Here is a 26,995-nt window from a genome sequence, read left to right on the forward strand (position 1 = left end):
GTTTCCTTCAGGCGAGGTTGCGGGCTGCATCGGCCACGGCGGCGCGGATGCGCGCATAGGTGCCGCATCGACAGATGTTGCCGGCCATGGCCGAGTCGATCTCGTCGGCGCTGGGCTGCTTGCCCGCGGGCAGCGACTGCAGGAAGGCGGTCGCGCTCATGATCTGGCCGCTCTGGCAGTAGCCGCACTGCGCGACGTCGTGCCGCACCCAGGCGGCGTGCACGGCGGCGCCGACGCGGTCGCTGCCGTCGGTCATGCGTTCGATGGTGGTGATCTTCTTGCCGTCGGCGGCGGCGATCGGCGTGATGCACGAGCGGATCGCCTGGCCGTCGAGGTGCACGGTGCAGGCGCCGCACAGCGCGGCGCCGCAGCCGAACTTGGTGCCGGTCATGCCCAGCGTGTCGCGCAGGGCCCAGAGGATGGGCGTGCCGGGATCGGCATCGACCGTGTGGTCACGGCCATTGACGTGGAGCGCAGTCATTGCTTGTTTTCTCCGTGGGTGGGTGGGGAAGGGGGATTCACTTGGCGCCGTCGAGCAGCCATTGCGCGAGCGCCTGCAGGTCGGCATCGGGCACCTGGGCCTGCGGCGGCATCGGCATCGGGCCCCATTTGCCCGAGCTGCCGGCCTTGATGCTGGCGGCGAGCTGCGCGGCCGTGCCCTTGCCGTCGCCGTACTTCGCGCCGATGTCCTTCCAGGACGGGCCCACCACCTTGGTGGCGGGCTGGTGGCAGGCGACGCAGGCGTACTTCTGGGCCAGCGCGAGGCTGGCGTCGGCCTGGCGCGGCCACAGGGTGCCCGCGCCGAGGCCCAGGGCCAGCGCGAGCGAGGCGGTGACGGAAGCGATCTTTTCTATGTTCATCGTGGAAATCGTGGGGAAGGAGAGTTGCCTGATTCGACGGCGAGTGTGGGGCGTAGCCCGGCCGCGCGTTTGCCTGATTCGCTCGCGTTCTTGCCTGAAACACCGAGACTGCGGCGGAAATGCGCGCCGCGCGAACGCCCCGGGCTAGACTTTTCGCGACCTGTACTTCGAAAGGATCCAGATGGACCTCGCCGAGCCCGCGCGGCTGGATTCCCCGGCCGTGCTCGACGACCTGCAGCGCGCCGTCGCGCGCACCGCGCAGGCCGACGGCGACTACCTCACGGCCATTCCCGCGCTCTCGCTGCACCGCCGCAGCGCGATGACCGCGCCGCTGCACTGCCTCTACGGCTTCGGCCTCGGCATCACGGTCAGCGGGCAGAAACGCGTGGCGCTCGGCGACGAGGTGTTCGACTATGCCGCGGGCCAGTCGCTGCTGACCACGGCCGACCTGCCCGTGGTCTCGCACATCACCCGCGCCAGCGCGGCGCAGCCCTTCGTCGGCCTGGCGTTGCAGCTCGATCCGCGCGCGATCGTGCAACTGGCCGCCGAGATGGCGCTGCCCCCGCCGCCCCGGGACGGCAACCAGCGCGCCATGTCGCTCGGCGACCTCGACCCCACGCTGCTCGGCGCCGTGACGCGGCTGGTCGACCTGCTCGCCGAGCCGCGGCTGATCCCGCAGCTCGCGCCGCTGCTGCAGCGCGAGATCATGGTGCGGCTGCTCGCGGGCCGCCACGGCCCGCAGCTGCAGCGCCTGGTGGCGATCGGCTCGCCGAGCCAGCAGGTGGCGCAGAGCATGGCCTGGCTCAAGCTCAACTTCACGCGCAACGTGCTGGCCGACGAACTGGCGGCCTCCGCGAACATGAGCCCCTCGACCTTCCGCCAGCATTTCCGCGCCGTGGCGGGCATGAGCCCGATGCAGTACCTCAAGCAATTGCGGCTGCAGGAGGCGCGGCAGCTGATGCTGAACCAGGGCATCGACGCCGGCACCGCGGGCGTGCGCGTGGGCTACGAGAGCGCCTCGCAGTTCAGCCGCGAATATGCGCGGCTGTTCGGGGCGCCGCCGCTGCGCGACATACGGCGGATGCGCGAGACGAGCTGAGATAGAAACACAACAGCCGGACGCAGAGGACGCGAAGGTTTCGCGAAGAGCGCGAAAGAGAAATTCAAGAAAATCTCCTTGCATTCCTTTTGCGTCCTTTGCGAGACCTTCGCGTCCTCTGCGTCCGGAAGTCCGTTCCCGTCTTCGTCCCCTCCATTTGCTACGCTCGACCCCTTCATGGGTCCCTTTTCCTCTCCCCCCGATCCACCCCGCTTCATCGCCCTCGCCGGCCCCACCGCCTCTGGCAAGACCGCCGTCGCGCTGGCACTCGCACGCGAACACCCGGTGGAGATCGTCAGCGTCGACTCGGCGCTGGTCTACCGCGGCATGGACATCGGCACCGCCAAGCCCAGCGCCGACGAGCTGCGCGCGGTGCCGCACCACCTGATCGACATCCTCGATGCGCGCGAGAGCTACAGCGCGGCGGCCTTCGTGGCCGATGCGGCGCGGCTGATCGACGAGATCCGCGCGCGCGGCGCGATGCCGCTGCTGGTCGGCGGCACGATGCTGTACTTCAAGGCGCTGTTCGACGGCATCGACGCGATGCCCGCGGCCGACGCCGCGGTGCGCGCGCGCATCGATGCCGAGGCCGCCGAACTCGGCTGGCCCGCGATGCATGCGCGGCTCGCGCAGGTCGATCCGGTCACGGCCGCGCGGCTCGCGCCGCAGGACAGCCAGCGCATCCAGCGCGCGCTCGAGGTGTACGAGAGCAGCGGCCAGCCGCTGTCGCACTTCCACGCCAGCGACAGCAAGTCCACGCGCGGCGTCGAAGGCGGCCGGCTGTTCTCGCTCGAGCCCGCCGACCGCGCCTGGCTGCATGCGCGCATCGCGCAGCGCTTCGACGCCATGCTGGCCGCGGGCTTCCTCGACGAGGTGCGTGCGCTGCGCGCGCGCGGCGACCTCTCGCCCGATCTGCCCTCGATGCGCTGCGTGGGCTACCGGCAGGCCTGGGAGACCCTCGACGTCGCCGACCCGCCCGATGCCGCCGCCCTGCAGGACCTGCGCGACCGCGGCATCGCCGCCACGCGCCAGCTCGCCAAGCGCCAGGTCACCTGGCTGCGCGGCATGCCCCACCGCACCGTGATCGCCTGCGACGCGCCCGACGCGCTGCAGTCGGCGGTTCGCCTCATCGCGCCCACGCTTATCCAATGACCCTGCGCCTCTCCGACCTGGGCAAGCACTACGGCCAGGCGCCGGTGTTCGAGCACGTCAGCCTCGCGATCGAGCCCGGCGAATTCGTCGCCATCGTCGGCGAATCGGGCGTCGGCAAGTCCACGCTGCTCAACTGCATGGCCGGCCTCGACCGCTGGGACACCGGCAGCGTGGTGCACGACGGCACCGACATCGGCGCGCTCGACGCCGAGGCCTGCGCGCTCTGGCGCCGGCGCCATGTGGGCTTCGTGTTCCAGGCCTTCCACGTGCTGCCGCACCTCGACGTGGCGCAGAACGTCGCGCTGCCGCTGATGCTGCTCGGCGAGCGCCGCGACGAGGCACGCATCGCGCGCATGCTCGAGGCCGTGGGCCTGCCGGGCATGGGCGCGCGGCTGCCGCAGACGCTCTCGGGCGGCCAGCTGCAGCGCGTGGCGATCGCACGCGCGCTGGTGCACCGGCCCGCGCTGCTGCTGGCCGACGAACCCACGGGCAACCTCGATCCCTCGACCGCCGCCAAGGTCATGGACCTGCTGATTGCGCAGACGCGCGAGCACGGCGCCTCGCTGGTGCTGGTCACGCATTCGGAAAGCGCGGCCGCGCGCGCCGACCGGCTGCTGCACCTCACGGCCGCGGGCATCCGCGTCGGCTGAACGGTGCGCGCGCCCTGGCCGCTGGCCGCGATCGCGGCGATCTACGTCGCCACCGAGCTGTGGCAGGTGGCCATGCGGCCCAGTTCGATGATCGGCATCCGGCTGGCCGTCTATGCGCTGGTGTTCCTGGCCGCGCTGCGCGGCAGCCGCGCGGCGGCCTGGCTCTGGGGCGCTATCAGCGCGGTCGCGGCCGTCGCCAGCGCCTTCGCGCTCTGGACCTTGATTTCCACGCGCAACGCCAACGGCGTGGGCCCGGCGACGATCGCCTTCATCGGCTTCCAGGCCGTCTTCTACGCGGTGGGCACGGCCTACATCTTCGGCAGCCGCTCGCTGCGCGCGTTCCAGCGGGCGCGCGGCGCGCTGCGCGGCAAGGGACCCGCCGCCCCGTCGCAATCGCCCTACGACGGCGCGCGCATCGCGCTCGGCAGCGATGCGCTGATGCTGGTGCGCCGGGGCAACGTGCAGACCCGTGTCGAGCTCGGGGCCATCGATGCGATCGCGGTGCGCTCGCAGACCATGGCCGAGGGCCTGCCGCGCGTGTGGATCGAGCCCTGCGCGCAGCGCGACGGCACGCAGCCGCTGATGGCGGTCACCACGCTGGCCGGTGGCTTCGCGCGCTTCGAGGCCTGGCTGTTCGAACTGCCGGGCTTCGATGCGCCGGCCTACCGGCAGTTGCTCGAATGCGGCGAGAACGCGCGCCGCGTCGTCTGGCAACGACCCTAGGCGGTGCCGCCGAGCAGCGCCGCGTAGCGCCCCAGGTCCACGTTGCCGCCGCTGATCAGCACGCCCACGCGCTGGCCGGCGATCAGCGGACCCGCCGCGCAGGCGGCCGCGAACGCGAGGCAGCCCGTGGGCTCGACCACCATCTTCATGCGTTCGGCGAAGAAGCGCATCGCCTCCACGAGCTGCGCATCGCTGACCGTGAAGATGTCGTCGACGTCGCGCCGGATGATGCCGAAGGTGTACTCGCCCAGGTGCTGGGTCTGCGCGCCGTCGGCGATGGTCTTGGGCGTGTCGATGTGCACGATGCTGCCCGCACGGAACGATTGCTGGCCGTCGTTGCCGGCCTCGGGCTCGACGCCGTAGACCTTGCAGCCGGGCGCGAGCGCGCGCGCCGACAGCGCCGAGCCCGACAGCAGCCCGCCGCCGCCGAGGCAGACGAACAGGTGGTCGAGCGGGCCGGTCTCCTCGATCAGTTCCTTCACGGCCGTGCCCTGGCCGCTGAGCACGTCGGGATGGTCGTAGGGCGGGATCAGCGTCATGCCGCGCTCGGTGGCGAGCCGGCGCGTCAGCGCCTCGCGGTCCTCGGTGAAGCGGTCGTACTGCACCACCTCGGCGCCGTAGCCGCGCGTGGCCGCGAGCTTGGCGGCCGGCGCGTCCTTGGGCATCACGATCACCGCGGGCATGGCCAGCAGGCGCGCGGCGAGCGCGATCGCCTGCGCATGGTTGCCCGACGAGAAGGCGATCACGCCGCCCTTGCGCTGCTCGGCGTCGAACTTCGACAAGGCATTGAAGGCGCCGCGAAACTTGAAGGCGCCCATGCGCTGGAAGTTCTCGCACTTGAAGAAGAACCGGGCGCCCCAGCGCGCATCGGCGGTGCTGGATCGCAGCACCGGCGTGCGGTGGGCATGGCCTTCGAGCCGCGCGGCCGCGGCGGTGACGTCGTCGTAGGTGGGGAGTTGCATGAGCCTAGTGTCGCGCAGTTGAAAGCGCGCGGGCAAGGCGACGGACGCGAGAAGGCCCCCAAAAAAGAAGCCCGCGGTCTTCGCGACCGCGGGCCCTTCATCCATCGCGTGGGTGCCGGCTCAGGCCTCGGGCGCCACCTGCTGCTGCGGCGCAACCGCGTCGGCCTGGCCGGTCTCTTCCTTCTGGTGCCGCGCCGCGATGAACAGGTACATCGCCGGCACCACGAACAGCGTGAACAGCGTGCCGATCGACAGCCCGCTGAAGATCACGATGCCCATCGCCTTGCGACCCGCCGCGCCGGCGCCCGAGGCGATCACCAGCGGGAGCACGCCGAACACCATGGCGGCCGTCGTCATCAGGATCGGGCGCAGCCGCGTGCCCGAGGCCTCGACGATGGCGTCGAGCTTGCTCAGGCCCTGCTTCTGCAGCCGGTTCGCCACCTCGACGATCAGGATGCCGTGCTTGCTGATGAGGCCCATCAGCGTGACCAGCCCGACCTGCGTGTAGATGTTCATCGAGGCGAAGCCCCAGAAGATGAAGATCATGGCGCCGAACAGGGCCAGCGGCACCGACACCAGGATCACGATCGGGTCGCGGAAGCTCTCGAACTGCGCCGCCAGCGCCAGGAACACGATGATCAGCGCGAACAGGAAGGTGATGGCGAAGTTGCCCGACTCCTGCACGAACTGGCGCGACTGGCCCGCGTAGTCGACCGTGTATCCGCTGGGCGCGAGCTGCTGCACCACGCCGCGCAGGTACTCGAGCGTCTCGCCCTGCGTGCCGCTGGGCACGCCCTGGATGGTCACCGAGTTGAGCTGCTGGAAGTGGTTCACCGTCTCGGGCTGCACGCTGTACTTCAGGCTCGCGACCGTGCTGGCCGGCACCACGCCGTTGGGCGTCTTGATGTAGAAGTTCAGCACGTCCGAGGGGTTGAGCCGGTCCACCTGCTGCACCTGCGGGATCACCTTGTAGGAGCGGCCCGAGATCGAGAAGTAGTTGACGTAGCCGCCGCCGAGCGCCGCGCCCAGCGCGTTGCCCACGTCCTGCTGCGTGATGCCGAGCGAGGCGATCTTGTCGCGGTCGACCACCACGGTGGCCTGCGGCAGGTCGATCTTGAGGTCGGCGTCGATGTAGTAGAACTTTCCGTCCGCGCGCGCCTTGTCCATGATCTGCTGCGCGAGCGTGTTGAGGTTCTCGAACGGCTCGGTGGTCTTGATCACGAACTGCACCGGCAGCCCCGAGGCGCCCGGCAGCGCCGGGAACTGGAAGGCCACCACCTTGGCGCCCGCGATGCCGTTCCAGCGTTGCTGCAGGTCGGCCTGGATGTCGTGCGCGCTGCGCGTGCGCTGGTCCCAGGGCTTGAGCAGCACGCCGGCGATGCCGGCATTGGTGCTCGGCACGCCGGTCAGCTGGAACAGCTGCGCGTACTCGGGCGTGTCGTGCGCGACCTTGAAGATCTGGTCGGCATAGGTCTGCATCTGCGTGATGGTGGCCGTGGGCGCGCCCACCACCTGCGACAGTACGATGCCCTGGTCCTCCTCGGGTGCCAGCTCGGACTTCGACATCTTGAACATCACGAACAGGAGGCCGATGAGGATCACCCCCATCACGATCATCACCGGCCAGGTGCGCAGCACGCCGCGCAGGATCAGCGCGTAGCGGTGGTGCACGCGCTCGAAGACGTGTTCGATCTTGGTCGCGAACTTGCCGCTGTCCTGCTCGGGCTTGAAGATGCGCGAACACATCATCGGCGACAGCGTGAGCGCGACCACGCCCGACACCACCACGGCGCCCGCGAGCGTGAACGCGAACTCGGTGAACAGCGAGCCGGTCAGCCCGCCCTGGAAGCCGATGGGCACGTACACCGCCACCAGCACCACGGTCATCGCGAGAATGGGCCCGCCGAGCTCGCGCGCTGCGAGCAGGGCCGCCTGCATCGGCGACTTGCCCTCGCGCATGTGCCGGTCGACGTTCTCCACCACGATGATGGCGTCGTCCACCACCAGCCCGATCGCCAGCACCAGCGCCAGCAAGGTGAGCAGGTTGATCGAGTAGCCCAGCGCCAGCATCACGAAGAAGGTGCCGATCAGCGACAGCGGCATCGCGATCACCGGCACCAGCACCGCGCGCAGGCTGCCCAGGAAGAGATAGATCACCACCGTCACGATCAGCAGCGCCTCGACCAGCGTCTTGATCACCTCGCTGATCGAGGTGTTGATGAAGTCGGTCGAGTCGTAGACGATCTTGCCGGTCAGCCCGCTGGGCAGCTGGGCCTGCAGCTCGGGGAAGGTGGTGCGCACCTGCTTGGCCACGTCGAGGATGTTGGCCTCGGGCGCGACCTTGATGCCGATGAACACCGAGCGCACGCCGTTGAAGGCGACGTTGAAGTCGTAGTTCTCGGAACCCAGCGTCACGTTGGCCACGTCCTGCAGCCGCACGATGGCGCCGTTGCTGCTCTTGATGGACAGCTGCTTGAACTCGTCCACGCTGTGCAGCGAGGTGCCCGCGGTGAGCGGCACGCTCACCATCTGGCCCTTGCTCTGGCCGACGGCGGCGAGGTAGTTGTTGGCGGCCAGCGCCGCGCTCACGTCGGTCGCCGTCACGCCGTAGGCGGCCATCTTCTGCGCATCGAGCCAGGCCCGCAGCGCAAAGGTGCGCGCACCGAGGATTTCGGCGGTCTGCACGCCCGGAATGGCATTGAGCTTGGGCTGCACCACGCGCACCAGGAAGTCGGTGACGTTGTTGTTGGGCAGCGTGTCGCTGTAGAAGCCGATGTACATGGCATCGGTGGTCTGGCCGGTGGCCACGGTCAGCACCGGCTGCTGCGCCTGCGGCGGCAGCTGGTTGCGCACCGAGTTGACCTGCGTGTTGATCTCGGTCAGCGCGCGGTTCGAGTCGTAGTTCAGCCGCAGGGTGGCGGTGATGGTCGACACGCCCAGGCTGCTCGAGGACGACAGGTAGTCGATGCCCTGGGCCTGCGACACGGCGGCCTCGAGCGGCTGCGTGATGAAGCCCGCGACCGTGGCGGCGTCGGCACCGTAGTAGGCGGTGCTGATGGTGACCACGCCGTTCTCGGTCTTCGGATACTGGTTGACCGGCAGGCCGGCCAGCGCGCGCAGCCCGAGCACCACGATCAGCAGGCTCACCACCATCGCCAGCACGGGCCGGCGGATGAAGATGTCGGTGAAGTTCATGCGGACGGCCTCACTTTTCCTGCGGCGTCGGGTTCGGGCTGTTGGCCGGCTGGACGCTGTTGTCGACCTTCACCGGCGTGCCGTTCTTCAGCTTGTTCTGCCCGCTGCTCACCACCACCTGGCCGGCCTCCAGGCCCTTGACGATGGCGATCTGGTCGCCGCGCGTCGGGCCCGTCTCGACGAAGACCTGCTGCGCGACCAGCTGGTCGCCGCTCGGCGCGTTGGCGTTGGCCGCCGGCGCGGCCGGCGCGGCGCCCGATGCGCCGGCGGCGGGCGCGGTCGCGGCCTTGAAGGCATCGGCCGTCTTCACCACGAACACGGTCGAGCCGTAGGGGTTGTAGGTGACGGCGGTGGACGGCAGCGTGAGCTGTTCGCGCGCGCCGCCGATGTCGATCTTCACGGTCGCGAACATGCCCGGCAGCAGTTGCTGCTTCGGGTTCGAGACGGTGGCCTGCACCTGCACATTGCGCGTGGTGGCATCCACCTTGGGGCTGATCGCATTGATCTTTCCGCTGAAGACCTGGCCGGCGAAGGCATCGACCGCGAGGTTCACCGCCTGGCCGACCGCGAGCCCCGCGAGCTGCTGCTGCGGCAGCGTGAAGTCGACGTAGATCGGGTCCAGCGTCTGCAAGGTGACCAGCTTGTCGCCCGCGTTCACGTACTGGCCCGGATTCAGCGAAGTGATGCCCAGGCGGCCCGCGAACGGCGCGCGGATCGACTTCTTCGCCACCAGCGCGGCCTGCTGCTCGACCTGCGCGCGCTTGGCCTTGAGGTCGTTGGTGTCGGCATCGATCTGCGCCTGGCTCACGGCCTGCACCGCGAGCTGCGCCTGGTCGCGCTTGAGCACGGTGGCGGCCTGCGCGGCGGCGGCCTCGGCCGCGTGCAGCTGGGCGATGTCGGAGTCGGCGTTGAGCTCGACCAGCAGCGCGCCGGCCTTCACGTCCTGCCCGGACTTGAAATGCACCTGGCGCACCAGCCCGGCCACCTCGGTGCCGAGGTCGGCGCCGCGCACCGGGTTCAGCGTGCCGACCGCGGAGAACTGGGATTGCCACTGCAGCTTCTGCACCTCGACCGTCGACACGGTCTGCGGGCCCGGCTTGGGCACGGCGGCAATCAATGCGCGGATCTGCAGGAACTTGCCGAGCGCCAGCGCGGCAACGACCAGCAGCACGCAGCCGATCATGATGATCATTCTCCGGGTCATGGGTAGGCTTCTCTTCGAGTTATGGATGAAGGGATGGGGTGCCGCGGCATGAGGTTTTCATGCCGCGGCGGGATTCAGTTCCGCGCCGGGGCGGATGCGGTATCGACGGCCGGGGCGATGGTCGCGTCGGCGAGTTCGCCGCGGTTCCACCAGCCGCCGCCCAGCGCCTGGAACAGCGCGGCGGTGTCGGCATGGCGCGCGGCCTGGGCCTGCACCAGCGCGGTGTGCGTCTGCAGCCAGGCCTGCTGCGCGGTCAGCAGCTGCACGTAGCTGACGGCACCGGCGCGGAACTGCGCGGTCGCCAGGTCGAGCGACTGCCTGGCGAGCGACTCGGCCGTGGCCTGGGTCTGCAGCGCCGTGGCATCGAGCTCGAGCGCGCGCAGCGCATCGGCCACGTTCTGGAAGGCACCGAGCACGGTGTCGCGGTATTGCGCCGCGGCCGCGTCGTAGGCCGCGACCGCCGCGCGCTTCTGCGCGCGCAGCGTGCCGCCATCGAAGATCGGCTGCGCGAGCGCAGCGCCCACGCTCCAGAAGTCGGTGGCCGAGCGGAACAGGTCGCGCGAGCGCGTGGCGCTGCTGCCGTAGCTGCCGGTGAGGTTGAACTTCGGATAGAGGTTGGCCGTGGCCACGCCGATCTGGGCGCTGGCCGCGTGCAGCCGGGCCTCGCTGGCGCGCACGTCGGGCCGCTGGCGCGCGAGCTCGGAGGGCAGCGACAGCGGCAGCTCGGCCGGCAGGTTCAGGCTCGCGAGATCGAACTCGGGCAGCCCGGCCTCGCTCGGCAGCCGGCCCGCGTAGACCGCGAGCTGGTGGCGCGTCTGCGCGAGCGACTTCTCGATCGCCGGCACGGTGGCCAGCGTCTGCGCGACCTGGGTGCGCTGCTGCAGCACGGTCGACTTCGGGATGGCGCCGGTGTCGAACTGCTTTTCGATCACGTCGAGCTGCTGCTGCTGCGCCTGCAGCACCTCGCGCGTGGCCTGCAGCTGCGCGCGCAGCGCGGCCTCGCGGATCGCCGTGGTCACGAGGTTGCCGGTCAGGGTCAGGTAGACCGCCTCGACCTGGTAGCCCTGCGCCTCGAGCGTGGCCTGCGCGCCCTCGAGCGCGCGGCGGTTGCCGCCGAAGACGTCGAGCGCATAGCTGACGTTGACCTGGGCGTTGTAGAGCGTGAGCAGCTGGCCGCCGGGCACCTGCGTCGTGACCTGCGAGGCGCGCTCGCGCGTGCCGCCCAGCGAGCCGTTGACCTGGGGCCACAGCAGGCTGCCCGACTGGGCCTCGTAATTGGCCTGGGCCTGGCGCAAGGTGGCCTGGGCCGAGGCCAGCGTGGGGCTCTGCGCGAGCGCGTCGCGGATCAGGCGGTCGAGCGGTTCGGAACGGAACACGGCCCACCACTGCGCGGGAATGTCCCGGCCCGGCAGCAGTTGCTGCGACTGGCCGCCCGGAACCGGCGCCTGCGCGGTGCGCCCGGGCATCGGCGAGGCCGTGTAGTCGGCGCCCTGCGCGGCGGCCGGCAGGCCCGGCGTCTTGAAGTCGGGGCCGAGCGTGCAGGCGCTCAGCAGCAGGGCCGCTCCCAGGACGGCACCCTGGCGGGGCCAGGCTGCGCGACTGCGCGCGAGGCCGGCCGGCGAGGCGTGGCGGGGGTCCTGCGTTGCTTTGTTGTCTTGGTTTTGCATTGGGCGAGGGTTGTACACCCGGAAGGTCGCGAAAAGCTGACCTGAAAAGAAAGAAAGAAGGGAAGGAAATACCCGTCGAAATCGGGCTGGATTGTGTGACCGCGCGTTACGCGAGCATTGCGGGTGCTACCGGCCACGCCGGTGAAAACCCTAGCTGCGCAGCCGTGCCGGATTCCGTACTCTGTATACAGAGTTCAGAAACGGAGTCACCCATGCCCGCCCAGCTCGTCAGCATCGAGGTCGCGCCCGACCTCGTCGACCAGGTGTACCGCGCCCTGCTCGGCGCGATCAGCAGCGGCGAGCTCGCGCCCGGCGAGCGGCTCACGCAGGAGGACATCGCGCAGCGGCTCGCGGTGTCGCGCCAACCGGTGCTGCAGGCGCTGCGGCTGCTCAAGAAGGACGGCTTCGTGCACGACGCGCCGGGCCGCGGCGTGCTGGTGGCGCCGCTCGACGCCGACTGGATGCGCAAGGTCTACCAGGTGCGCGGCGCGCTCGACGTGCTGGCCGCGCGGCTCGCGGCGGCCGAGCGCTTTCGCATCGACCCCGAGCTGATGGAGCGCGGGCGCCGCGCCGCGGGCGGGCGCGACGTCGAGGCCATGATCGATGCCGACATGGCCTTCCACCAGGCCATCTACGCGGCCTCGGGCAATCCGCTGATCGCGCAGAGCGCCGACCAGCACTGGCGCCACCTGCGCCGCGCGATGGGCGCGGTGCTGCAGGCCGAGCCGCAGCGCGAGTCGCTGTGGGACGAACACGAGGCCATCGCGGCCGCCATCGCCGCGGGCGATGCCGGCGAGGCCGCGCGCCTGAGCGAGGAGCACGTGGCGCAGGCCAGCGAGGCGCTGGGCCGGCGCCTGGCCGAGCAGCTCGCGCGCGCATCCACCCCCTCTTCCCCGATCCCTTCCCACCCACGCACGACCCAAGGAGACACCGCATGAAGCTGACCCCCGAGCAACGCGCGCAGTTCGAGCGCGACGGCTACCTGTTCTTTCCCGGCCATTTCTCCCCCGAGGAGACCCGCGTGCTGACCGACGCGGTGCCCGAGCTCTACGGCCGCCGCGAGGCCTTCAACGTGCGCGAGAAGGGCTCGGACGCGGTGCGCACGAACTTCGCGGCCCACCTCTACAGCGAGCCCTTCGCGAAGCTCGCGCGCCATCCGCGCATGGTGGGCCCGGTGCGCGACCTCTTCGAGGAGGAGGTCTACATGCACCAGTTCAAGATCAACGGCAAGATGGCCTTCGAGGGCGACGTCTGGCAATGGCACCAGGACTACGGCACCTGGCTCAACGACGACCTGATGCCGACCGAGCGCGCGATGAACGTCGCGATCTTTCTCGACGACGTGAACGAGCACAACGGCCCGCTGATGTTCATCCCGGGCAGCCACCGCAAGGGCGTGGTCGACGCGAAGCACGACCTCACGACCACCAGCTACCCGCTGTGGACGGTCGACAACGCGCTGATCCGCCAGCTGGTGGATCGCGCCGGCGGCAAGGACGGCGGCATCGTCTCGCCCAAGGGCCCGGCCGGCTCGATGATCCTGTTCCACAGCTGCCTGGTGCACGCCTCGGGCAGCAACCTGTCGCCGTTCAACCGCGTGGCGGTCTACCTGAGCCTGTGCGCGGTCAGCAACCACATCCGCCGCCACAAGCGTCCCGAGTACATCGCGCACCGCGACTTCGCGCCGATAGCGATGCTGCCCGACGACTGCCTGCTTAAGCCCTACCCGGTCGACCTGCCGTGGAAGAACGGCCTGCCCGAGAGCGCGCTGCGCACCTCGACCGAGACGCTCGAGGCCATCGCCTGACCCCGCCCAGAAGAACCACCGAGACAAGACCCCTTCCATGAGCCTCCACCAGAAACTCCAGCAGCGCGCCGCCGAAGGCCGCCCGATCCGCATCGGCCTGATCGGCGCCGGCAAGTTCGGTTCCATGTACCTCGCGCAGATCCCGCGCACGCCGGGCGTGCAGCTGGTCGCGATCGCCGACCTCTCGCCCGCGGCCGCGCGCGTCAACCTCGAGCGCGTGGGCTGGGAGGCCGCGCGCGCCAACGCAACGTCGGTGCAGGAAGCGCTGAAGTCCGGCGCCACCTGGATCACCGAGGACTGGCAGGCCGTGACGCGCGAGCCTTCGATCGACATCGTGGTCGAGTGCACCGGCAATCCCGTGGCCGCGGTCGACCACTGCCTCGACGCCTTCGCGCACGGCAAGCACGTGGTCAACGTGACGGTCGAGGCCGATGCCTTCTGCGGCCCGCTGCTGGCGCGCCGCGCGCAGCAGGCGGGCGTGGTCTATTCGCTGGCCTTCGGCGACCAGCCCGCGCTGATCTGCGACCTGGTGGACTGGGCCCGCACCTGCGGCTTCCCGGTGGTGGCGGCCGGGCGCGGCCACAAGTGGCTGCCGCACTTCAGCGAATCCACGCCCGAGACCGTCTGGGGCAACTACGGCCTCACGCCCGAGCAGGCGCGGCGCGGCGGGCTCAACCCGAAGATGTTCAACAGCTTCCTCGACGGCTCCAAGCCCTCGATCGAGAGCTCGGCCGTGGCCAATGCCACCGGGCTGGGCGTGCCCTCCGACGGCCTGCTCTATCCGCCGGCCAGCGTGGAGGACATCCCATTCGTGACCCGTCCGCGCGACGAAGGCGGCGTGCTCGAGCGCAAGGGCATGGTCGAGGTGGTCTCCTCGCTCGAGGCCGACGGCCGCAGGATCCCCTACGACATCCGCATGGGCGTGTGGGTCACGGTCGAGGCCGAGACCGACTACATCAAGAACTGCTTCGAGGAATACAACGCCCACACCGACCCGAGCGGGCGCTACTTCACGCTCTACAAGCGCTGGCACCTGATCGGGCTCGAGGTCGGCCTGTCGGTCGCGAGCGTGGCGCTGCGCGGCGAACCCACGGGCGTGGCCACCTGCTGGAACGCCGACGTGGTCGCCACCGCCAAGCGCGACCTCGCGCCCGGCGAGTTGCTCGACGGCGAAGGCGGCTACACGGTCTGGGGCAAGCTGCTGCCGGCCGAGCGCTCGCTGCGCATCGGCGGCCTGCCGCTGGGGCTGGCGCACGGCATCAAGCTGGTGCGCCCGGTACGCAAGGGCCAGAGCCTGACCTGGGCCGACGTGGCGATGGACACCGGCACCCACGCCTTCAAGCTGCGCAGCGAACTCGAGGCGATGTTCGCGCCGAAGGAACAGGCCCGGGCGGCCTGAACCCGACCCACATCACGACGGCGCGGCTCAGCCCGCGTCCGCCACCGGCAGGTAGACCTCGTGCCACAGCACGACCTTGCCGAGCGCATCGAAGCGCAGCAGCAGCATCGCGTCGAAGTGGTCGACCGCGCCCGCGGTCCGCTCGACGCGCGCGCGCATCGCGAGCACCACCGACTCCTCGTCCGCCACCGCGTGGCTCACGCGGTAGTCGATGCGCGCGATCGTGGCGCGAAAGCCGTTCAGGAACGCCAGGTAGTTGTCGTGGTCGGCATCGTGGCGGCGGCCGTTGGCCTCAACCACGAAGCGCGGCGCGAAGCGTTCGGCGATCAGCGCCTGCGTGAGCGCGGTGTCCGCGCGCAGGTTCTTCCGGTTCCAGTCCAGCAGTTCGTGCGCCCGGCGCAGGTTGTCGTCGCGTGTCATCGGCATCGGTCGATTCTGCCTCGGGCGACCGGCCCGGCCGGCCAGCGCCATGCTGAAGGTCGGGGCGACCGCCATTGCGCTGCCGGCCGCGTCGTAAAAGAATATGCAACTCGCTGTCGAAATGCCGGTCAGCCAGCCGTCATTGGTGTGAGCGATCTTGCTCGATCCGCTTTTCACGACGGAGTTGCACCATGCAGTACATGCTTTTGTTCTATCAGACGCCTGCCGAATTCGAGCAGCGCGACGATGCGTCCGCCCAGGCCCGGCGCGCGAGCTGGGTGGCCTATGCCGACGCGGTGCGCCAGTCGGGCCTCGCGCTCGGCGGCCACGGCCTGATGCCGCCGATGACCGGCACCACCCTGCGCATCCGCGGCGACAGGCGCCAGGTGCAGGACGGCCCCTTCGCCGACACCAAGGAGCAGCTCGGCGGCTACTTCGTGATCGACGTGCCCGACCTCGACGCCGCGCTCGAATGGGCCGCGCGCGCGCCCTGCGCCGCCACCGGCGGCGTGGAAGTCCGTCCGGCCTTCACCGCCAGCGCCCAGGGCGGTTGAGACCGCCGGGGCACGCGCCATGAACGACACGGCCGCCCGCGAGGCTGCCGAGCGAGCGGCCCGCCAGTCCTATGGCCGGCTGCTCGCGATCCTTTCGGCACGCACGCACGACATCGCCGGCTCCGAGGACGCGCTGGCCGATGCCTTCGCGCGCGCGCTCGAGCGCTGGCCCGCCGATGGCGTGCCCGAGCGTCCCGACGCCTGGCTGCTGAGCGTCGCGCGCAACCGCCGGCTCGACGCCTGGCGCCACACCCGCGTGCAGGACGACGCCACCCAGACCCTGCTGCTGCTGGCCGGCGAGATGGACACCGCCGAGGCCGAGGGCCATGCCGTGCCCGACGACCGGCTGCGCCTGTTCTTCGTCTGCGCCCATCCGGCCATCGACGCCGCCGCGCACACGCCGCTGATGCTGCAGACCGTGCTGGGCCTCGATGCCGCGCGCATGGCCGGCGCCTTCCTCACCTCGCCCGCCACCTTGAGCCAGCGGCTGGTGCGCGCCAAGACACGCATCCGCAACGCGCGCATCCCCTTCGAGTACCCGCAGGCTCGCGAGCTGCCGCAGCGGCTGCAGGACGTGCTCGACGGCATCTATGCCGCCTACGGCACCGGCTGGGACGACGTCGACGGCGCCGATGCGCGGCCCGACGGCCTCACCACCGAGGCCATCGACCTCGGCCGCATCCTCTGCGCGCTGATGCCCGAGGAACCCGAGCCGCTGGGCCTGCTCGCGCTGATGCTGTTCTGCGAGAGCCGCGCCGAGGCGCGCCGCAGCGACAGCGGGGCCTACGTGCCGCTCGACCAGCAGGATCCGGCGCGCTGGAATCCAGACCTGCTCGCCGAGGCCGAGGCCTGCCTGCGCCGCGCCTCGGCCATGCAGCGCCTGGGCGCCTACCAGCTCGAGGCCGCGATCCAGTCGGCGCACTGCGAGCGCCGCGTCGGCGCGCCGGTGCCGCCCGAGGCGCTGGTGTCGCTCTACGAAGGCCTGCTGGCGCTGCGGCCCAGCATCGGCGCGCAGGTGAGCCTGGCCTGCGCGCTCGCCAACGCGCGCGGACCCGACGTGGGCCTGCGCACGCTCGATGCCATCCCCGCCGAGGACGTCGCGAACTACCAGCCCTTCTGGGCCGCGCGCGCGCACCTGTTGGCGGCCGGCGGCGCGCGGGCCGCGGCGCGCCAGGCCTACGAGCGCGCGATCGGCCTCGCGAGCAGCGCGGCGGTGCGCACCTACCTCGGCGCGATGATGCTGCGCCTGTGAGGCGCGGCGCGCTCAGCCCGCGTCGGGCCGGGCATTGAAGGTGCGCGGGAACAGCGCCGCCCGCGAACGGTCGCGCAGCCGGTAGCGCATCGCCGGGCGCCCCGCCCCGCCTGCGAGCATGCCGGCCTCCTCCATGAAGCCGCCGTCGAGCATGCGCTTGCGGAACGCGCTCTTGTCGACCGGGCGCCCGAGCACGACCTCGTAGGTGTGCTGCAGCGCCGGCAGCGTGAACGGCTCCTCGAGCAGGAAGGCCGGCAGCGAGGTGTATTCGACCTTGCTGCGCAGCCGCGCCACCGCCGCCGCGAGCAGCTCGCCATGGTCGAAGGCCAGCCGCTTGCGCAGCGCCGCCTCGACCTCGAACCACGCCACCTCGGCCGCGTTGGCGCCGCCGCGCAACTGCATCGCCTGCGCCGGGATCAGCGCATAGAAGCAATGCGTGGCCGACCAGCCGCGCGGATCGCGCTTCGCCCCGCCCCAGCTGCCGAGCTGCTCGAGGTAGGGCGTGACCACGCCGGTCTTCTCGCGCAGCTTGCGCAGCGCGCAGTCGAGCAGCGTGGCGTCCTCGTCGACGTTCACGAAGCCGCCCGGCAGCGCCCAGCGTCCTGGATAGGGCTCGGCGCTGTCGGCGGGGCGACGCACCAGCAGCACCTGCAGCGCGTCGTCGAGCACGGTGAACATCGCCACGTCGACGGTGACGAGGGGGCGGGGAAAGTCGAGCGAGGATGGGGAAGAAGAGGGCTTGCTCACGCGGGCTTGACGTTCGGATGATTAGTTGTACTATACAACCCTCAATTTGTTGTACTGAACAACTAATTAACCGAGCACTGGCCAACCTCTGCCGACGAGGCGGGAAACGGCAGTCCCCAGAGATGAGAACGGGATGAAGAAGATGACCGACACCACCCTCCACCGCACCGCCCTGATCGACCGCATCGCCCAAGGCTTCGAGCCCCGCTACCTGCTGTTCTGGGGCCACCAGCCCGAGAAGGACGGCAGCGCCGGCAAGGGCTGCTTCAGCCAATGGTTCGAGGCGCCGTTCGAGATCGAGGGCGTGCGATACGCCACGGCCGAGCACTTCATGATGGCCGGCAAGGCGCGGCTGTTCGGCGACACCGAGGTCCTGGGCCAGGTGCTCGCCGCGCGCACGCCGGCCGAGGCCAAGAAGCTGGGCCGCGCGGTGCGCGGCTTCGACGACGCGACATGGACGAACGCGGCCTTCGACCTGGTCGTGCAGGGCAACCTCGCGAAGTTCTCGCAGCATGCGGCGATGGGCGAGTTCCTGTTGCGCACCGGCGAGCAGGTGCTGGTGGAAGCCAGCCCCTACGACGCGATCTGGGGCATCGGCATGGCCGCGAGCCATGCCGACGCACGCGAGCCGGCGCGCTGGCGCGGCCAGAACCTGCTGGGCTTCGCGTTGATGGCCGTGCGCGACCGGCTGCGGGCGGGCTGAAACCATGACGACCTCGATGGAAGACCGCTTCCGCGGCGCCCTGCTCGGCCTGGCCTGCGGCGACGCCGTCGGCACGCGCGTGGAATTCAGCCCGCGCGGCAGCTTCGTGCCCGTCACCGGCATGCAGGGCGGCGGGCCCTTCGGCCTCGCGCCCGGCGAATGGACCGACGACACCTCGATGGCGCTGTGCCTCGCGGCCAGCCTGGTCCATTGCCGCGGCTTCGATGCCGTCGACCAGATGAACCGCTACTGCAACTGGCGCAGCGTGGGCTACATGAGCAGCAACGGGCGCTGCTTCGACATCGGCATCACGGTGTCGAACGCGCTGTCGCGCTACCTCGCGAGCGGCGATCCCTTCGCGGGCGATCCAGACCCGCGCACCGCCGGCAACGGCGCGCTGATGCGGCTCGCGCCGGTCGCGATGTTCGGCGTGGCCGATACGCCCGCGCTGCTGCGGCTTGCCGCCGACAGCACGCGCACCACGCACGGCGCGGCCGAGGCCATCGCCTGCTCGCGCCTGTTCGCGCTGCAGCTGCAGGCCGCGCTGCGCGGCGAGGACAAGGCGTCGATCCTCGCGCCGCGCGACCTCGGCGAGGCACCGAGCCCCGGCGTGGCCGCGCTCGCGGCCGGCCGCTGGCGCGACAAGCCGCGCGACGCGATCAAGGGCTCGGGCTACTGCGTGGAATCGCTCGAGGCGGCGCTGTGGTGCTTCGCGCAGGCCGACTCCTTCGAGGAAGCGATCCTCGCGGCCGCCAACCTCGGCGACGACGCCGACACCACGGCCGCGATCTGCGGCCAGCTCGCGGGCGCGTTTCATGGCGTGGCGGGCATTCCGGCGCCATGGCTGGCCACGCTCGCGATGCGCGACGAGATCGACGCGATGGCGCGCGCGCTGTTCGCGCTCGCCCACCCGGCCTGATCCCTTCGCTATTGCGCGTACGACAGCGGCAGCGCGGTCGTGAACTTGATCTCCTCCATCGCGAAGCTGGAACTGACGTCGAACAGCTCGGTGTCGGCGATCAGCCGCTTGTAGACCTTGTCGTAGGCCGCGATGTCGGGCACCACCACGCGCAGCAGGTAGTCGATCTCGCCGCTCATGCGATAGAACTCGACGATCTCGGGGATCACGTCGACCACGGCCTTGAAGCGATCGAACCAGGCCTGCGTGTGGGTGCTGGTGCGCACGGCGACGAACACCGTCACGCCCACGTTGACCTTCCGCGGATCGACCAGCATCACGTTGCGCGTGATCACGCCGGCTTCCTTGAGCCGCTGGATGCGGCGCCAGCACGGCGTCTGCGACAGGCCGACCTCGCTCGCCAGCTCGGCGATCTGGCGCCCGGCATCGAGCTGCAGCAGCTCGAGAATCTTCCTGTCTATGGCGTCCAGTTTTATTTTTGCCATGAAAAATAGAATCTGATTCTCAAAACCCAGGAAAATCGAGTCTACAACGCAAGCCTTTTCCTGTCGCGGCTTCGCAGAATCGAGGCATGGACATCTACCTCGACGCCAACGCCACCACCCCCGTTCTGCCCCAGGCCCGCGAGGCCGCGCTGGCCGCCATGGCCGGCGATTTCGGCAACCCCAGCAGCATCCACAACACCGGCCTCAAGGCCCGGGCGCTGATGGACGCGGTGCGCGAGCGCGCCCGCCGCGCGATCGGCGCGCCCACGGGGCGGCTGCTGTTCCTCAGCGGCGCGACCGAGGGCATCCAGACCGCCGTGCTGTCGGCTCTGAACGCGCTGCGCGCGCGGCGCCAGGCCGGCGAGAGCGTGCCCGAGCTGCTGCTCTACGGCGCGACCGAGCACAAGGCCGTGCCCGAGGCGCTGCGCCACTGGAACGCGCTGCTGGGCCTCGACCTCGAGGTGCTGGCGATTCCCGTGGGCCGCAACGGCCGCCACGACCTCGACTGGCTGCGCGCGCACGCGCCGCGCGCCGGCATGGTCTGCACCATGGCCGCCAACAACGAGACCGGCGTGGTCAGCGACCTCGACGGCATCGCGGCCGCGCTGGTCTGCAGCCCGGCGCTGTGGATGGTCGACAGCGTGCAGGCGCTCGGCAAGCTGCCGCTGCGCCTGGGCGAGCGACCGATCGACTACGCGCCCTTCTCGGGCCACAAGCTCTATGCGCCCAAGGGCATCGGCCTGCTCTACGTGCGCGAGGGCGCGCCCTTCACGCCGCTGATGGCCGGCGGCGGCCAGGAGGATTCGCTGCGCTCGGGCACCGAGAACATGTCGGGCATCGCCGCGCTCGGCGCGGTGCTGGGCGCGTTGGAGGAAGGCTTCACCTTCCGCCGCGCCGACGCGCTCGCGGCCTGCCGCGACCGCCTGGCCGCCGCGCTGGCCGAGGCCTTCCCGGGCCTGGTCTTCAATGCGCCGAGCGCGCTGTGTCTGCCGACCACGCTGAACTTCTCGGTGCCGGGCCTGAGCTCCAAGCTGCTGCTGGACCTGTTCGACGCGGCCGACATGCGCGTGAGCGGCGGCTCGGCCTGCGGTGCCTCGAAGGCCCGGCGCAGCTACGTGCTCGAGGCGATGGGTCTGCCCGCCTGGCAGACCGCGTCGGCGGTGCGGCTGTCCTTCGGTCCTGCCAGCGACGATGCCTTCATCGACGAGGCCTGCGCGCGCATCCGCGCCTGCGGCGAGTCGCTGCGCCAGAGCTGCCTGGGCCCGGTGCCGCAGAACCAGGCGCAGCCACCCGAGCGCCTGACCCGCTTCGTGGTGGACGGCGCCTGCTGCTACCTGCTGGCCGATGACCAGAGCCGGCGCTGCGTGGTCATCGATCCGCTGCCCGAACTGAACGCGCAGTTGACCCAGTGGCTGGGCTGCCACGGCTACACGCTGGCGGCCGTGCTCGACACCCACAGCCACGGCGACCATGCCTCCTCGGGGCCCGAACTGCGCGCCGCCGTGCCGGCGCGTCAGCTGGAGGCGGGCGCGGTGGATGCGCTCGGCTGGCCCGAAGGCGCGACGCAGATCGCGCTCGGCGCGCTGCGCCTCACGCGGCTGGCCGTGCCGGGCCACACCGCAGACTCCACCGTCTACCTGCTGCGCGACGCCAAGGGGCTGCGCCTGGCCTTCGTCGGCGACACCGTGATGCCCGGCGCGCTGGGCCGCAGCGATTTCGCGCAGAGCCGGCCGCTGGCCTTCGGCCCGTCCCTGCTGAAGCTGCAGCGCGCCCTCAAGCCCGACACGCTGCTGCTGCCGGGCCACGACTACGACGACCGCTTCGCGAGCACGCTGGTCACCGAGCGCATGGCCCAGCCGCTGCTCGACGACGTGCTTGAGGGCCACCTCGACGCGCAGGGCTTCGCGAGCGCGAAGGCGGCGCTCGAGCGCGACCTCGGGCTCACCGAATACCGGACCATGGCCTGCGGCGCGCGGGTCGACCGCTGCGCCGGCAGCGGCACGCCCGAGCTGTCGCCCGAGGCCTCGGCCGCGCTGCTGCGCAAGCATCCGGGCCTGCTGCTGGTCGACGTGCGCGAGCCCTACGAGCAGCGGCTCGGCCAGCCCGGCGTGCTCGATGCCGCGCGGCGCCAGGCCGTGCCGCTCTCGCGGCTGCTCAACGCCCTGCCCGACTGGCTGGCGCTGCCGGGCGAAACGCCGATCCTGTTCTTCTGCCGCAGCGGCAACCGCAGCGCGCAGGCGGCGCGCGCGCTGCGCCGCCTCGGCCATGCGCAGGCCTGGAGCCTCGCGGGCGGTCTCGCGCTGTGGCCGCGCCATGCCGCGGACGAAGTGCGCACCCTGCACGATGCAGTGCATTGATGCGCGCGCGGTCGGGGAACCTTCGCCGCTTGCCCGAACCGCATTCACGCTCACAACGATGTCATGGACCGTCTCGATGAACCTCCGCCGCCGCCTTCTGCTCGCCACCTGCACCTGGGGTGCCACCGCCACCATGGTCCATGCCCAGGCCCGGCGCGACGATGTCGCGGGCCGCTTCAAGAAGCTCGAGGGCTTCCGGTTCGACCAACTGCCGCTGCAGGACGCGATCACGCTGGTCCACGGCAATGGCAAGCGCCGCATCGCGGTGTTCTCCGATCCGCGCTGCGGCCACTGCCAGCGCGTCGACAAGGACCTGAAGGCGATCGGCAACGTCACCGTCCATGTCTTCCTCTACCCGGTGCTCGGCGAGGAATCGGTGGCCAAGGCACGCAACATCCTCTGCAGCGCCCGGCCGGCCCGCAACTGGGAGCAATGGATCGAGAAGGGCATCGACCCCGGCGCGCCCGCGGGCCGCTGCGATGCCTCGCCGCTGCAGCGCAACGCGGCGCTCGGCAGGCGCTACGACGTGAGCGGCACGCCCACGCTGATCTTCGGCGACGGCACGCGCGTGCCGGGCGCGATACGGGCGGCGTGGATCGAGCAGTTGCTCGACGCCGCCGAGCGCCCTTAGTCCACCAGCGCGGCTTCGCGCACGCGCCGCCCGGCGACCTGCGCGCCGCCCTGCGACAGCGTCACGCCCACCACCTGCCCGCCCTCGCGCTGGAACACGATCTGCGCGCCGATCTCGCCCACCGTGAAGCGGTCGGTGCCGATCGGCTTGAGCGGGTTGTAGCCCCGGCCGCTCTCGCGCACCAGCAGGCGGCCGCCGCGTACCGTGAAGTCCAGCGACTTGGAGGGGGTGACGCGGTACTCGCCGCGGTACTCGGCCAACTTGTCGGCATCGACCGGCACCTCGACCGTGGGCGCCGGATAGCGGCTCTTGCCGATCGCCAGCATCACGCGCTGCAGCGGCGCGCGCGTGTTGCTGCTCAGGAGGATCATGGCCTCGCCGGTGTCGGGCGCGAGCATCCACAGGGTGCGGTAGCCCTCGGTGACGCCCGCGTGGTAGTAGGTGCGGCGAGCGCCCTCGGTGCCGCGCACCATCACCGCATAGGCGATCTCGGCGCCCTCGTAGCTGGCGAGCGGCGTGAGCAGGCGCACGGCGGCCGGTCCGAACGGGCCGCTGGCGCCGGCAAGGATGGCGCGGCTGAAGACCATCATGTCGGCCGCGGTCGAACGCAGCGCCGCGATCGGCGCATAGGCCTTCATGTCGAGCAGCGACTGGCGCCGGTCGCCCGCGAAGGCCGGCGCCATGCGCGAGGCCTTGTCGCCGAGCAGGATCACGGTGTCGTTCATGCCCAGCGGCTCGGTGATGCGCGCGCGCACCAGTTCGCTCCAGGTCGTGTGGTAGCGGTCGGCCACCAGCAGGCCGACCAGCGCCATGCCGTAGTTGCTGTATGCGCCCGCGCAGGGCGGCGCGGCGCCCAGCAGCTTGATGCGCGGCAGCGCGTCGTAGAGCTCCTGGCGTTCGAAGGCGCGCATCTGCGAGGCCAGCGCCGGGCCGCCGGTCACGCCGTCGGCCATCACCGGCATGCAGCCGGTGTGGGTCACCAGCTGACGCAACGTGACCGAGGCCACCGCCGGCGACAGCGGCGCCTTGATCTTGCCGGCCATCAGCTGGCCGAGGTTGTCGTCGAGCTTCATGTCGCCGCGCTCCACCGCCTGCGCGAGCAGCAGGCCGGTGAAGACCTTGGTGACCGAGCCGATCTCGAACATCGGCTGCTCGGCGCTCTCGGCCGAGAGCGCGCGCGGCGCGGGCGGCTCGGGGTTGTAGGCCGCGCCGTAGCTGGCCTTGCCGCCGCGCAGCAGTCCCACCACCACGGTGCCGCGCTCGCTGCCGAGCGCGGTGCGCGCGATCAGGGCCGGATCGCTCGCGAGCGAGAGCGCCGCGCCGGGCGGCGACTGCGCGACGGCCGGGGCGACCAGCACCATCGACAACACGGACAGCAGCGCCAGGCGCCGCAGCGAGGCAGGGGCGCCGCAGCGCGGACCGCGGGAGAAAAGCCGCATCGTCGATTCCTCGATCAGGGACACAGGCCCGGATGGTGCCACGCCACGAAGGCCTTGCCCCGCCCCGCCACAATCGCCCCATGCGTGCATTGCTCACCACCTTCTCCTGGCAGGAACTGCGACACCACCCCTGGCGCAACGCGGCGGCGGTGCTGGCCGTGATGCTGGGCGTGGCGCTCGCGTTCTCGGTGCAGCTCATCAACGCCTCGGCGCTCGACGAGTTCTCGAGCGCGGTGCGCTCGGTCAACGGCCAGCCCGACCTCGAGCTGCGCGCGCCGCAGGGCGGCTTCGACGAGGCGGTGTTCGAGACGCTGGCACGCCAGCCGCAGGTGACGCTCGCGAGTCCGGTGCTCGAGTTCCAGGCGCTCGCGCTGGTCGCTCCGGCGCCCGGAGGCGAAGAGCGTCAGGTGCCGCTGCGCGCGATCGGCGTCGACGCGCTCGCACTGCCCGCGATCGCGCCCGCGCTGATGCCGCAGCCCGATGCGAATGCCGAACGCTTCGCGCTGTTCGCGCCCGACCTGGTGTTCCTCAACGCCGCCGCGCGCAGTGCGCTCGGCCTGCCCGCGCAGGCGCCGGCCGGCGCCGAGGAGAGCGTGCGGCTGCGCAGCGGCGCCGACTGGCAGCGGCTGCGCGTGGCCGGCCACGTGGCGGCCGGCGGCGGCGCGATCGCGGTGATGGACATCGCCACCGCGCAGGAACGCTTCGGCCGGCTCGGTCAGCTCAGCCGCATCGACCTGCGGCTGGCCGCGGGCACCGACCGCGCGGCCTTCATTTCGACGCTGCAGGCCACGCCCGGCTGGCCCGCCGGCCTGCAGTTCGCCGAGCCCGGCGATTCGGCCGAGCGCGTGAGCAATCTCTCGCGCGCCTACCGCGTCAACCTCACGGTGCTGGCGCTGGTGGCGCTGTTCACCGGCGCCTTTCTGGTGTTCTCGGTGCTCGCGCTCAGCGTCGCCAAGCGCGCGCAGCAGTTCGCGCTGCTCGGCGTGCTGGGCCTCACGCCACGCCAGCGGCTGCGGCTGGTGCTGGCCGAATCGCTGGTGCTCGGGCTGATCGGCAGCGTGGCCGGGCTCGCGCTCGGCACCGCGCTGGCCGATGTCGCGCTGCGCGTGCTCGGCGGCGACCTCGGCGGCGGCTACTTCGAGGGCGTGGCGCCCACGCTGCACTGGAGCGGCGGCGCGGCCCTGCTCTATGGCGCGCTCGGCGTGGCGGCCGCGCTGGTGGGCGGCTGGTGGCCCGCGCGCGCGGCGCAGGCGCTGCCCGAGGCGCAGACGCTCAAGGGCCTGGGCGCGCCGCCCGCGCAGGGCCGCAGCCACTGGCTGGCGCTGGGCCTGATCGCGCTGGGCGCGGCGCTCGCAAACCTGCCCGCGATCCGCGGCGTGCCGGTGGCGGCCTACCTGTCGGTGGCCTGCCTGCTGGTCGGCGGCATCACCGCGCTGCCGTGGCTGATCGCGCTGCTCTACGACCGCATCGCGCCGCTGCTGTCGCGCCGCGTGCTGCCGATGCTGGCGATCGAGCGCGCGCGCCGCATGCGCGGCACCGCGGCGGTGGCGGTCAGCGGCGTGGTCGCGAGCCTCAGTCTCGCGGTCGCGCTCACGGTGATGGTCGCGAGCTTCCGCGACTCGGTCACGCAATGGCTCGACATCGTGCTGCCGGCCGACCTCTACGTGCGCGCCACCTCGAGCGGGCGCGGCGGCAACAGCGGCGCCGAGAGCAGCACCGACACCGCGACCTTCGCGCCCGAGCTCGTGCAGGCGCTGTCGCGGCTGCCCGGCGTGGAACGCAGCGGCACGCTGCGCACGCGCTCGCTGCAGCTCGACACGGCGCAGCCCGCGGTGACGCTGATCTCGCGCCACCTCGAAGGCGGCGTGGCGCAGGCGCTGCCGCTGGTGGGCCGCGCATTGCCGGTGCCCGAGGGGCAGATCGGCATCTACGTGAGCGAGCCGATGGTCGAGCTCTACGACGCCAGGCCCGGCAGCGGCTTCGCACCGCTGTCGAACGCGCTGGCGCCCGCAGCGGGTGGCGCGCCGGCCACCTTCTTCGTGGCCGGCGTGTGGCGCGACTATGCGCGGCAGTTCGGCGCCATCGCGATCGAGGCACGCGACTTCGAACGCCTGACCGGCGATCGCGATGTCAGCGACATCGCGCTGTGGCTCGCGCCCGGCGCCTCGGAAGGCGCGGTGCAGGAAGCGGTGCGCGCACTGGCGGCGCAACGCGGGGGGTCGGAAGTGGAGATCGCATCCGTGGGCCAGATCCGCGCGGTCTCGCTGCGCATCTTCGACCGCAGCTTCGCCGTCACCTACTGGCTGCAGGCGGTGGCGATCGCGATCGGCCTGTTCGGCATCGCCGCGAGCTTCAGCGCGCAGGTGCTCGCGCGGCGCAAGGAATTCGGCCTGCTCGCGCACCTGGGCTTCACGCGCGCGCAGGTGCTCGCGGTGGTGGCCGGCGAAGGCGCCGCCTGGACCGCCATCGGCGCGGTGGCCGGACTGGGCCTGGGCCTCGCGGTGTCGGTGGTGCTGGTGAAGGTGGTCAATCCGCAGAGCTTCCACTGGACCATGGACCTGCTGCTGCCCTGGGGCCGGCTGCTCGCGATGTGCGCGGCCGTGGTGGCCGCGGGCACCGTCACCGCGTGGATGGCGGGGCGGGCCGCGGCCGGCAAGGATGCGGTGCTGGCGGTGAAGGAAGACTGGTAGGCGCCGCTTCGCGCGGACAAAAAAAAAGCAGGCACGCGACCTGCGGATGTCCGCGGTCCCGTGCCTGCCGGCGCTTTGTC

The 26,995-nt window shown here is 71.2% G+C and carries 24 protein-coding genes; 14 read left to right on the forward strand and 10 right to left on the reverse strand.

What is annotated here, in order from left to right; genetic code table 11:
* Positions 1-7: 7 nt before the first annotated feature.
* Together KV106_RS37545 and KV106_RS37550 are read right to left on the reverse strand one after the other, a co-directional pair.
* Positions 8-481 (reverse strand): (2Fe-2S)-binding protein, encoded by a 474-nt coding sequence (locus KV106_RS37545; RefSeq protein ID WP_057596845.1) that lies wholly within the window; start codon positions 479-481, stop codon positions 8-10.
* 37 nt (positions 482-518) lie between these two features.
* Positions 519-860, reverse strand: coding sequence for a c-type cytochrome (locus KV106_RS37550; RefSeq protein WP_261217161.1), 342 nt, complete (start codon positions 858-860; stop codon positions 519-521).
* 181 nt (positions 861-1,041) lie between these two features.
* On the opposite strand from KV106_RS37550, the gene KV106_RS37555 reads away from it, so the two are divergent.
* The 4 genes from KV106_RS37555 (at position 1,042) to KV106_RS37570 (ending at position 4,484) form a co-directional block, all read left to right on the forward strand.
* Entirely contained in the window at positions 1,042-1,959 is a 918-nt protein-coding gene (locus KV106_RS37555; RefSeq protein WP_082321742.1) for an AraC family transcriptional regulator, read from the forward strand.
* Between the two features lie 177 nt (positions 1,960-2,136).
* Positions 2,137-3,111, forward strand: coding sequence for a tRNA (adenosine(37)-N6)-dimethylallyltransferase MiaA (gene miaA, locus KV106_RS37560; protein WP_261217164.1), 975 nt, complete (start codon positions 2,137-2,139; stop codon positions 3,109-3,111).
* On the forward strand, positions 3,108-3,761 hold the full coding sequence (locus KV106_RS37565) for an ABC transporter ATP-binding protein (RefSeq protein ID WP_261217165.1): 654 nt from the start codon (positions 3,108-3,110) through the stop codon (positions 3,759-3,761). Before miaA ends, KV106_RS37565 begins: the two co-directional genes overlap by 4 nt.
* Positions 3,762-3,764: 3 nt before the next feature.
* Complete coding sequence (locus KV106_RS37570; RefSeq protein ID WP_261217166.1) at positions 3,765-4,484, forward strand: hypothetical protein; 720 nt, start codon at positions 3,765-3,767, stop codon at positions 4,482-4,484.
* On the opposite strand, the gene KV106_RS37575 is transcribed toward KV106_RS37570, so the two are convergent.
* The 4 genes from KV106_RS37575 to KV106_RS37590 form a co-directional block, all read right to left on the reverse strand.
* The gene (locus tag KV106_RS37575) at positions 4,481-5,446 is read right to left on the reverse strand and encodes a threo-3-hydroxy-L-aspartate ammonia-lyase (RefSeq protein ID WP_261217168.1); all 966 of its coding nucleotides are present in this window, start codon (positions 5,444-5,446) and stop codon (positions 4,481-4,483) included. The two genes, KV106_RS37570 and KV106_RS37575, sit on opposite strands and share 4 nt — an antisense overlap.
* A 120-nt stretch (positions 5,447-5,566) precedes the next feature.
* Complete coding sequence (locus KV106_RS37580) at positions 5,567-8,641, reverse strand: efflux RND transporter permease subunit (protein ID WP_057596851.1); 3,075 nt, start codon at positions 8,639-8,641, stop codon at positions 5,567-5,569.
* A 10-nt stretch (positions 8,642-8,651) separates the two neighbouring features.
* Positions 8,652-9,845 (reverse strand): efflux RND transporter periplasmic adaptor subunit, encoded by a 1,194-nt coding sequence (locus KV106_RS37585; RefSeq protein WP_261217171.1) that lies wholly within the window; start codon positions 9,843-9,845, stop codon positions 8,652-8,654.
* A 74-nt stretch (positions 9,846-9,919) separates the two neighbouring features.
* On the reverse strand, positions 9,920-11,512 hold the full coding sequence (locus KV106_RS37590; RefSeq protein WP_261217172.1) for an efflux transporter outer membrane subunit: 1,593 nt from the start codon (positions 11,510-11,512) through the stop codon (positions 9,920-9,922).
* 212 nt (positions 11,513-11,724) lie between these two features.
* On the opposite strand from KV106_RS37590, the gene KV106_RS37595 reads away from it, so the two are divergent.
* Genes KV106_RS37595 through KV106_RS37605 form a run of 3 tightly spaced genes read left to right on the forward strand, consistent with a single transcriptional unit; the run spans position 11,725 to position 14,718 of the window.
* Positions 11,725-12,450, forward strand: a complete 726-nt coding sequence (locus KV106_RS37595) for a GntR family transcriptional regulator (RefSeq protein WP_057596853.1) — start codon at positions 11,725-11,727, stop codon at positions 12,448-12,450.
* A complete protein-coding gene (locus KV106_RS37600) occupies positions 12,447-13,319 on the forward strand; it encodes a phytanoyl-CoA dioxygenase family protein (protein ID WP_261217174.1) in 873 nt (290 codons plus the stop codon). Before KV106_RS37595 ends, KV106_RS37600 begins: the two co-directional genes overlap by 4 nt.
* 37 nt (positions 13,320-13,356) lie before the next feature.
* Positions 13,357-14,718: an NAD(P)H-dependent oxidoreductase gene (locus tag KV106_RS37605; protein WP_261217175.1), complete on the forward strand. Its 1,362-nt coding sequence runs from the start codon at positions 13,357-13,359 to the stop codon at positions 14,716-14,718.
* Positions 14,719-14,745: 27 nt separating this feature from the next.
* Here the strand turns inward: KV106_RS37605 and KV106_RS37610 are convergent, their stop codons facing one another.
* A complete protein-coding gene (locus KV106_RS37610; protein WP_057596856.1) occupies positions 14,746-15,144 on the reverse strand; it encodes a nuclear transport factor 2 family protein in 399 nt (132 codons plus the stop codon).
* A gap of 185 nt (positions 15,145-15,329) precedes the next feature.
* On the opposite strand from KV106_RS37610, the gene KV106_RS37615 reads away from it, so the two are divergent.
* Complete coding sequence (locus KV106_RS37615) at positions 15,330-15,692, forward strand: YciI family protein (protein WP_057596857.1); 363 nt, start codon at positions 15,330-15,332, stop codon at positions 15,690-15,692.
* Positions 15,693-15,711: 19 nt separating this feature from the next.
* The gene (locus tag KV106_RS37620) at positions 15,712-16,944 is read left to right on the forward strand and encodes an RNA polymerase sigma factor (RefSeq protein WP_261217177.1); all 1,233 of its coding nucleotides are present in this window, start codon (positions 15,712-15,714) and stop codon (positions 16,942-16,944) included.
* A gap of 12 nt (positions 16,945-16,956) precedes the next feature.
* Here KV106_RS37620 and KV106_RS37625 read toward each other — a convergent pair whose 3' ends face one another.
* On the reverse strand, positions 16,957-17,691 hold the full coding sequence (locus KV106_RS37625) for an NUDIX hydrolase (protein ID WP_261217183.1): 735 nt from the start codon (positions 17,689-17,691) through the stop codon (positions 16,957-16,959).
* 142 nt (positions 17,692-17,833) lie between these two features.
* Between KV106_RS37625 and KV106_RS37630 the strand changes: the two genes are divergently transcribed.
* A complete protein-coding gene (locus KV106_RS37630; protein ID WP_261217189.1) occupies positions 17,834-18,394 on the forward strand; it encodes an NADAR family protein in 561 nt (186 codons plus the stop codon).
* A gap of 4 nt (positions 18,395-18,398) precedes the next feature.
* Positions 18,399-19,313: an ADP-ribosylglycohydrolase family protein gene (locus tag KV106_RS37635; RefSeq protein WP_261217197.1), complete on the forward strand. Its 915-nt coding sequence runs from the start codon at positions 18,399-18,401 to the stop codon at positions 19,311-19,313.
* Between the two features lie 8 nt (positions 19,314-19,321).
* Here the strand turns inward: KV106_RS37635 and KV106_RS37640 are convergent, their stop codons facing one another.
* On the reverse strand, positions 19,322-19,783 hold the full coding sequence (locus KV106_RS37640; protein WP_462982923.1) for an Lrp/AsnC family transcriptional regulator: 462 nt from the start codon (positions 19,781-19,783) through the stop codon (positions 19,322-19,324).
* Positions 19,784-19,884: 101 nt separating this feature from the next.
* Between KV106_RS37640 and KV106_RS37645 the strand changes: the two genes are divergently transcribed.
* Both KV106_RS37645 and KV106_RS37650 read left to right on the forward strand, forming a co-directional pair.
* Positions 19,885-22,155 carry an aminotransferase class V-fold PLP-dependent enzyme gene (locus KV106_RS37645; protein ID WP_261217202.1) on the forward strand — a complete coding sequence of 757 codons (2,271 nt, stop codon included), beginning with the start codon at positions 19,885-19,887 and terminating at the stop codon, positions 22,153-22,155.
* A 76-nt stretch (positions 22,156-22,231) separates the two neighbouring features.
* Positions 22,232-22,786, forward strand: coding sequence for a DsbC family protein (locus KV106_RS37650; RefSeq protein ID WP_057597099.1), 555 nt, complete (start codon positions 22,232-22,234; stop codon positions 22,784-22,786).
* On the opposite strand, the gene KV106_RS37655 is transcribed toward KV106_RS37650, so the two are convergent.
* A complete protein-coding gene (locus tag KV106_RS37655; protein WP_082321749.1) occupies positions 22,783-24,225 on the reverse strand; it encodes a serine hydrolase in 1,443 nt (480 codons plus the stop codon). The two genes, KV106_RS37650 and KV106_RS37655, sit on opposite strands and share 4 nt — an antisense overlap.
* Before the next feature lie 80 nt (positions 24,226-24,305).
* Between KV106_RS37655 and KV106_RS37660 the strand changes: the two genes are divergently transcribed.
* Complete coding sequence (locus tag KV106_RS37660) at positions 24,306-26,915, forward strand: FtsX-like permease family protein (protein WP_261217205.1); 2,610 nt, start codon at positions 24,306-24,308, stop codon at positions 26,913-26,915.
* Positions 26,916-26,995: the final 80 nt, after the last annotated feature.

The sequence above is a fragment of the Variovorax endophyticus genome (assembly GCF_025376855.1).
Classification (GTDB): domain Bacteria; phylum Pseudomonadota; class Gammaproteobacteria; order Burkholderiales; family Burkholderiaceae_C; genus Variovorax.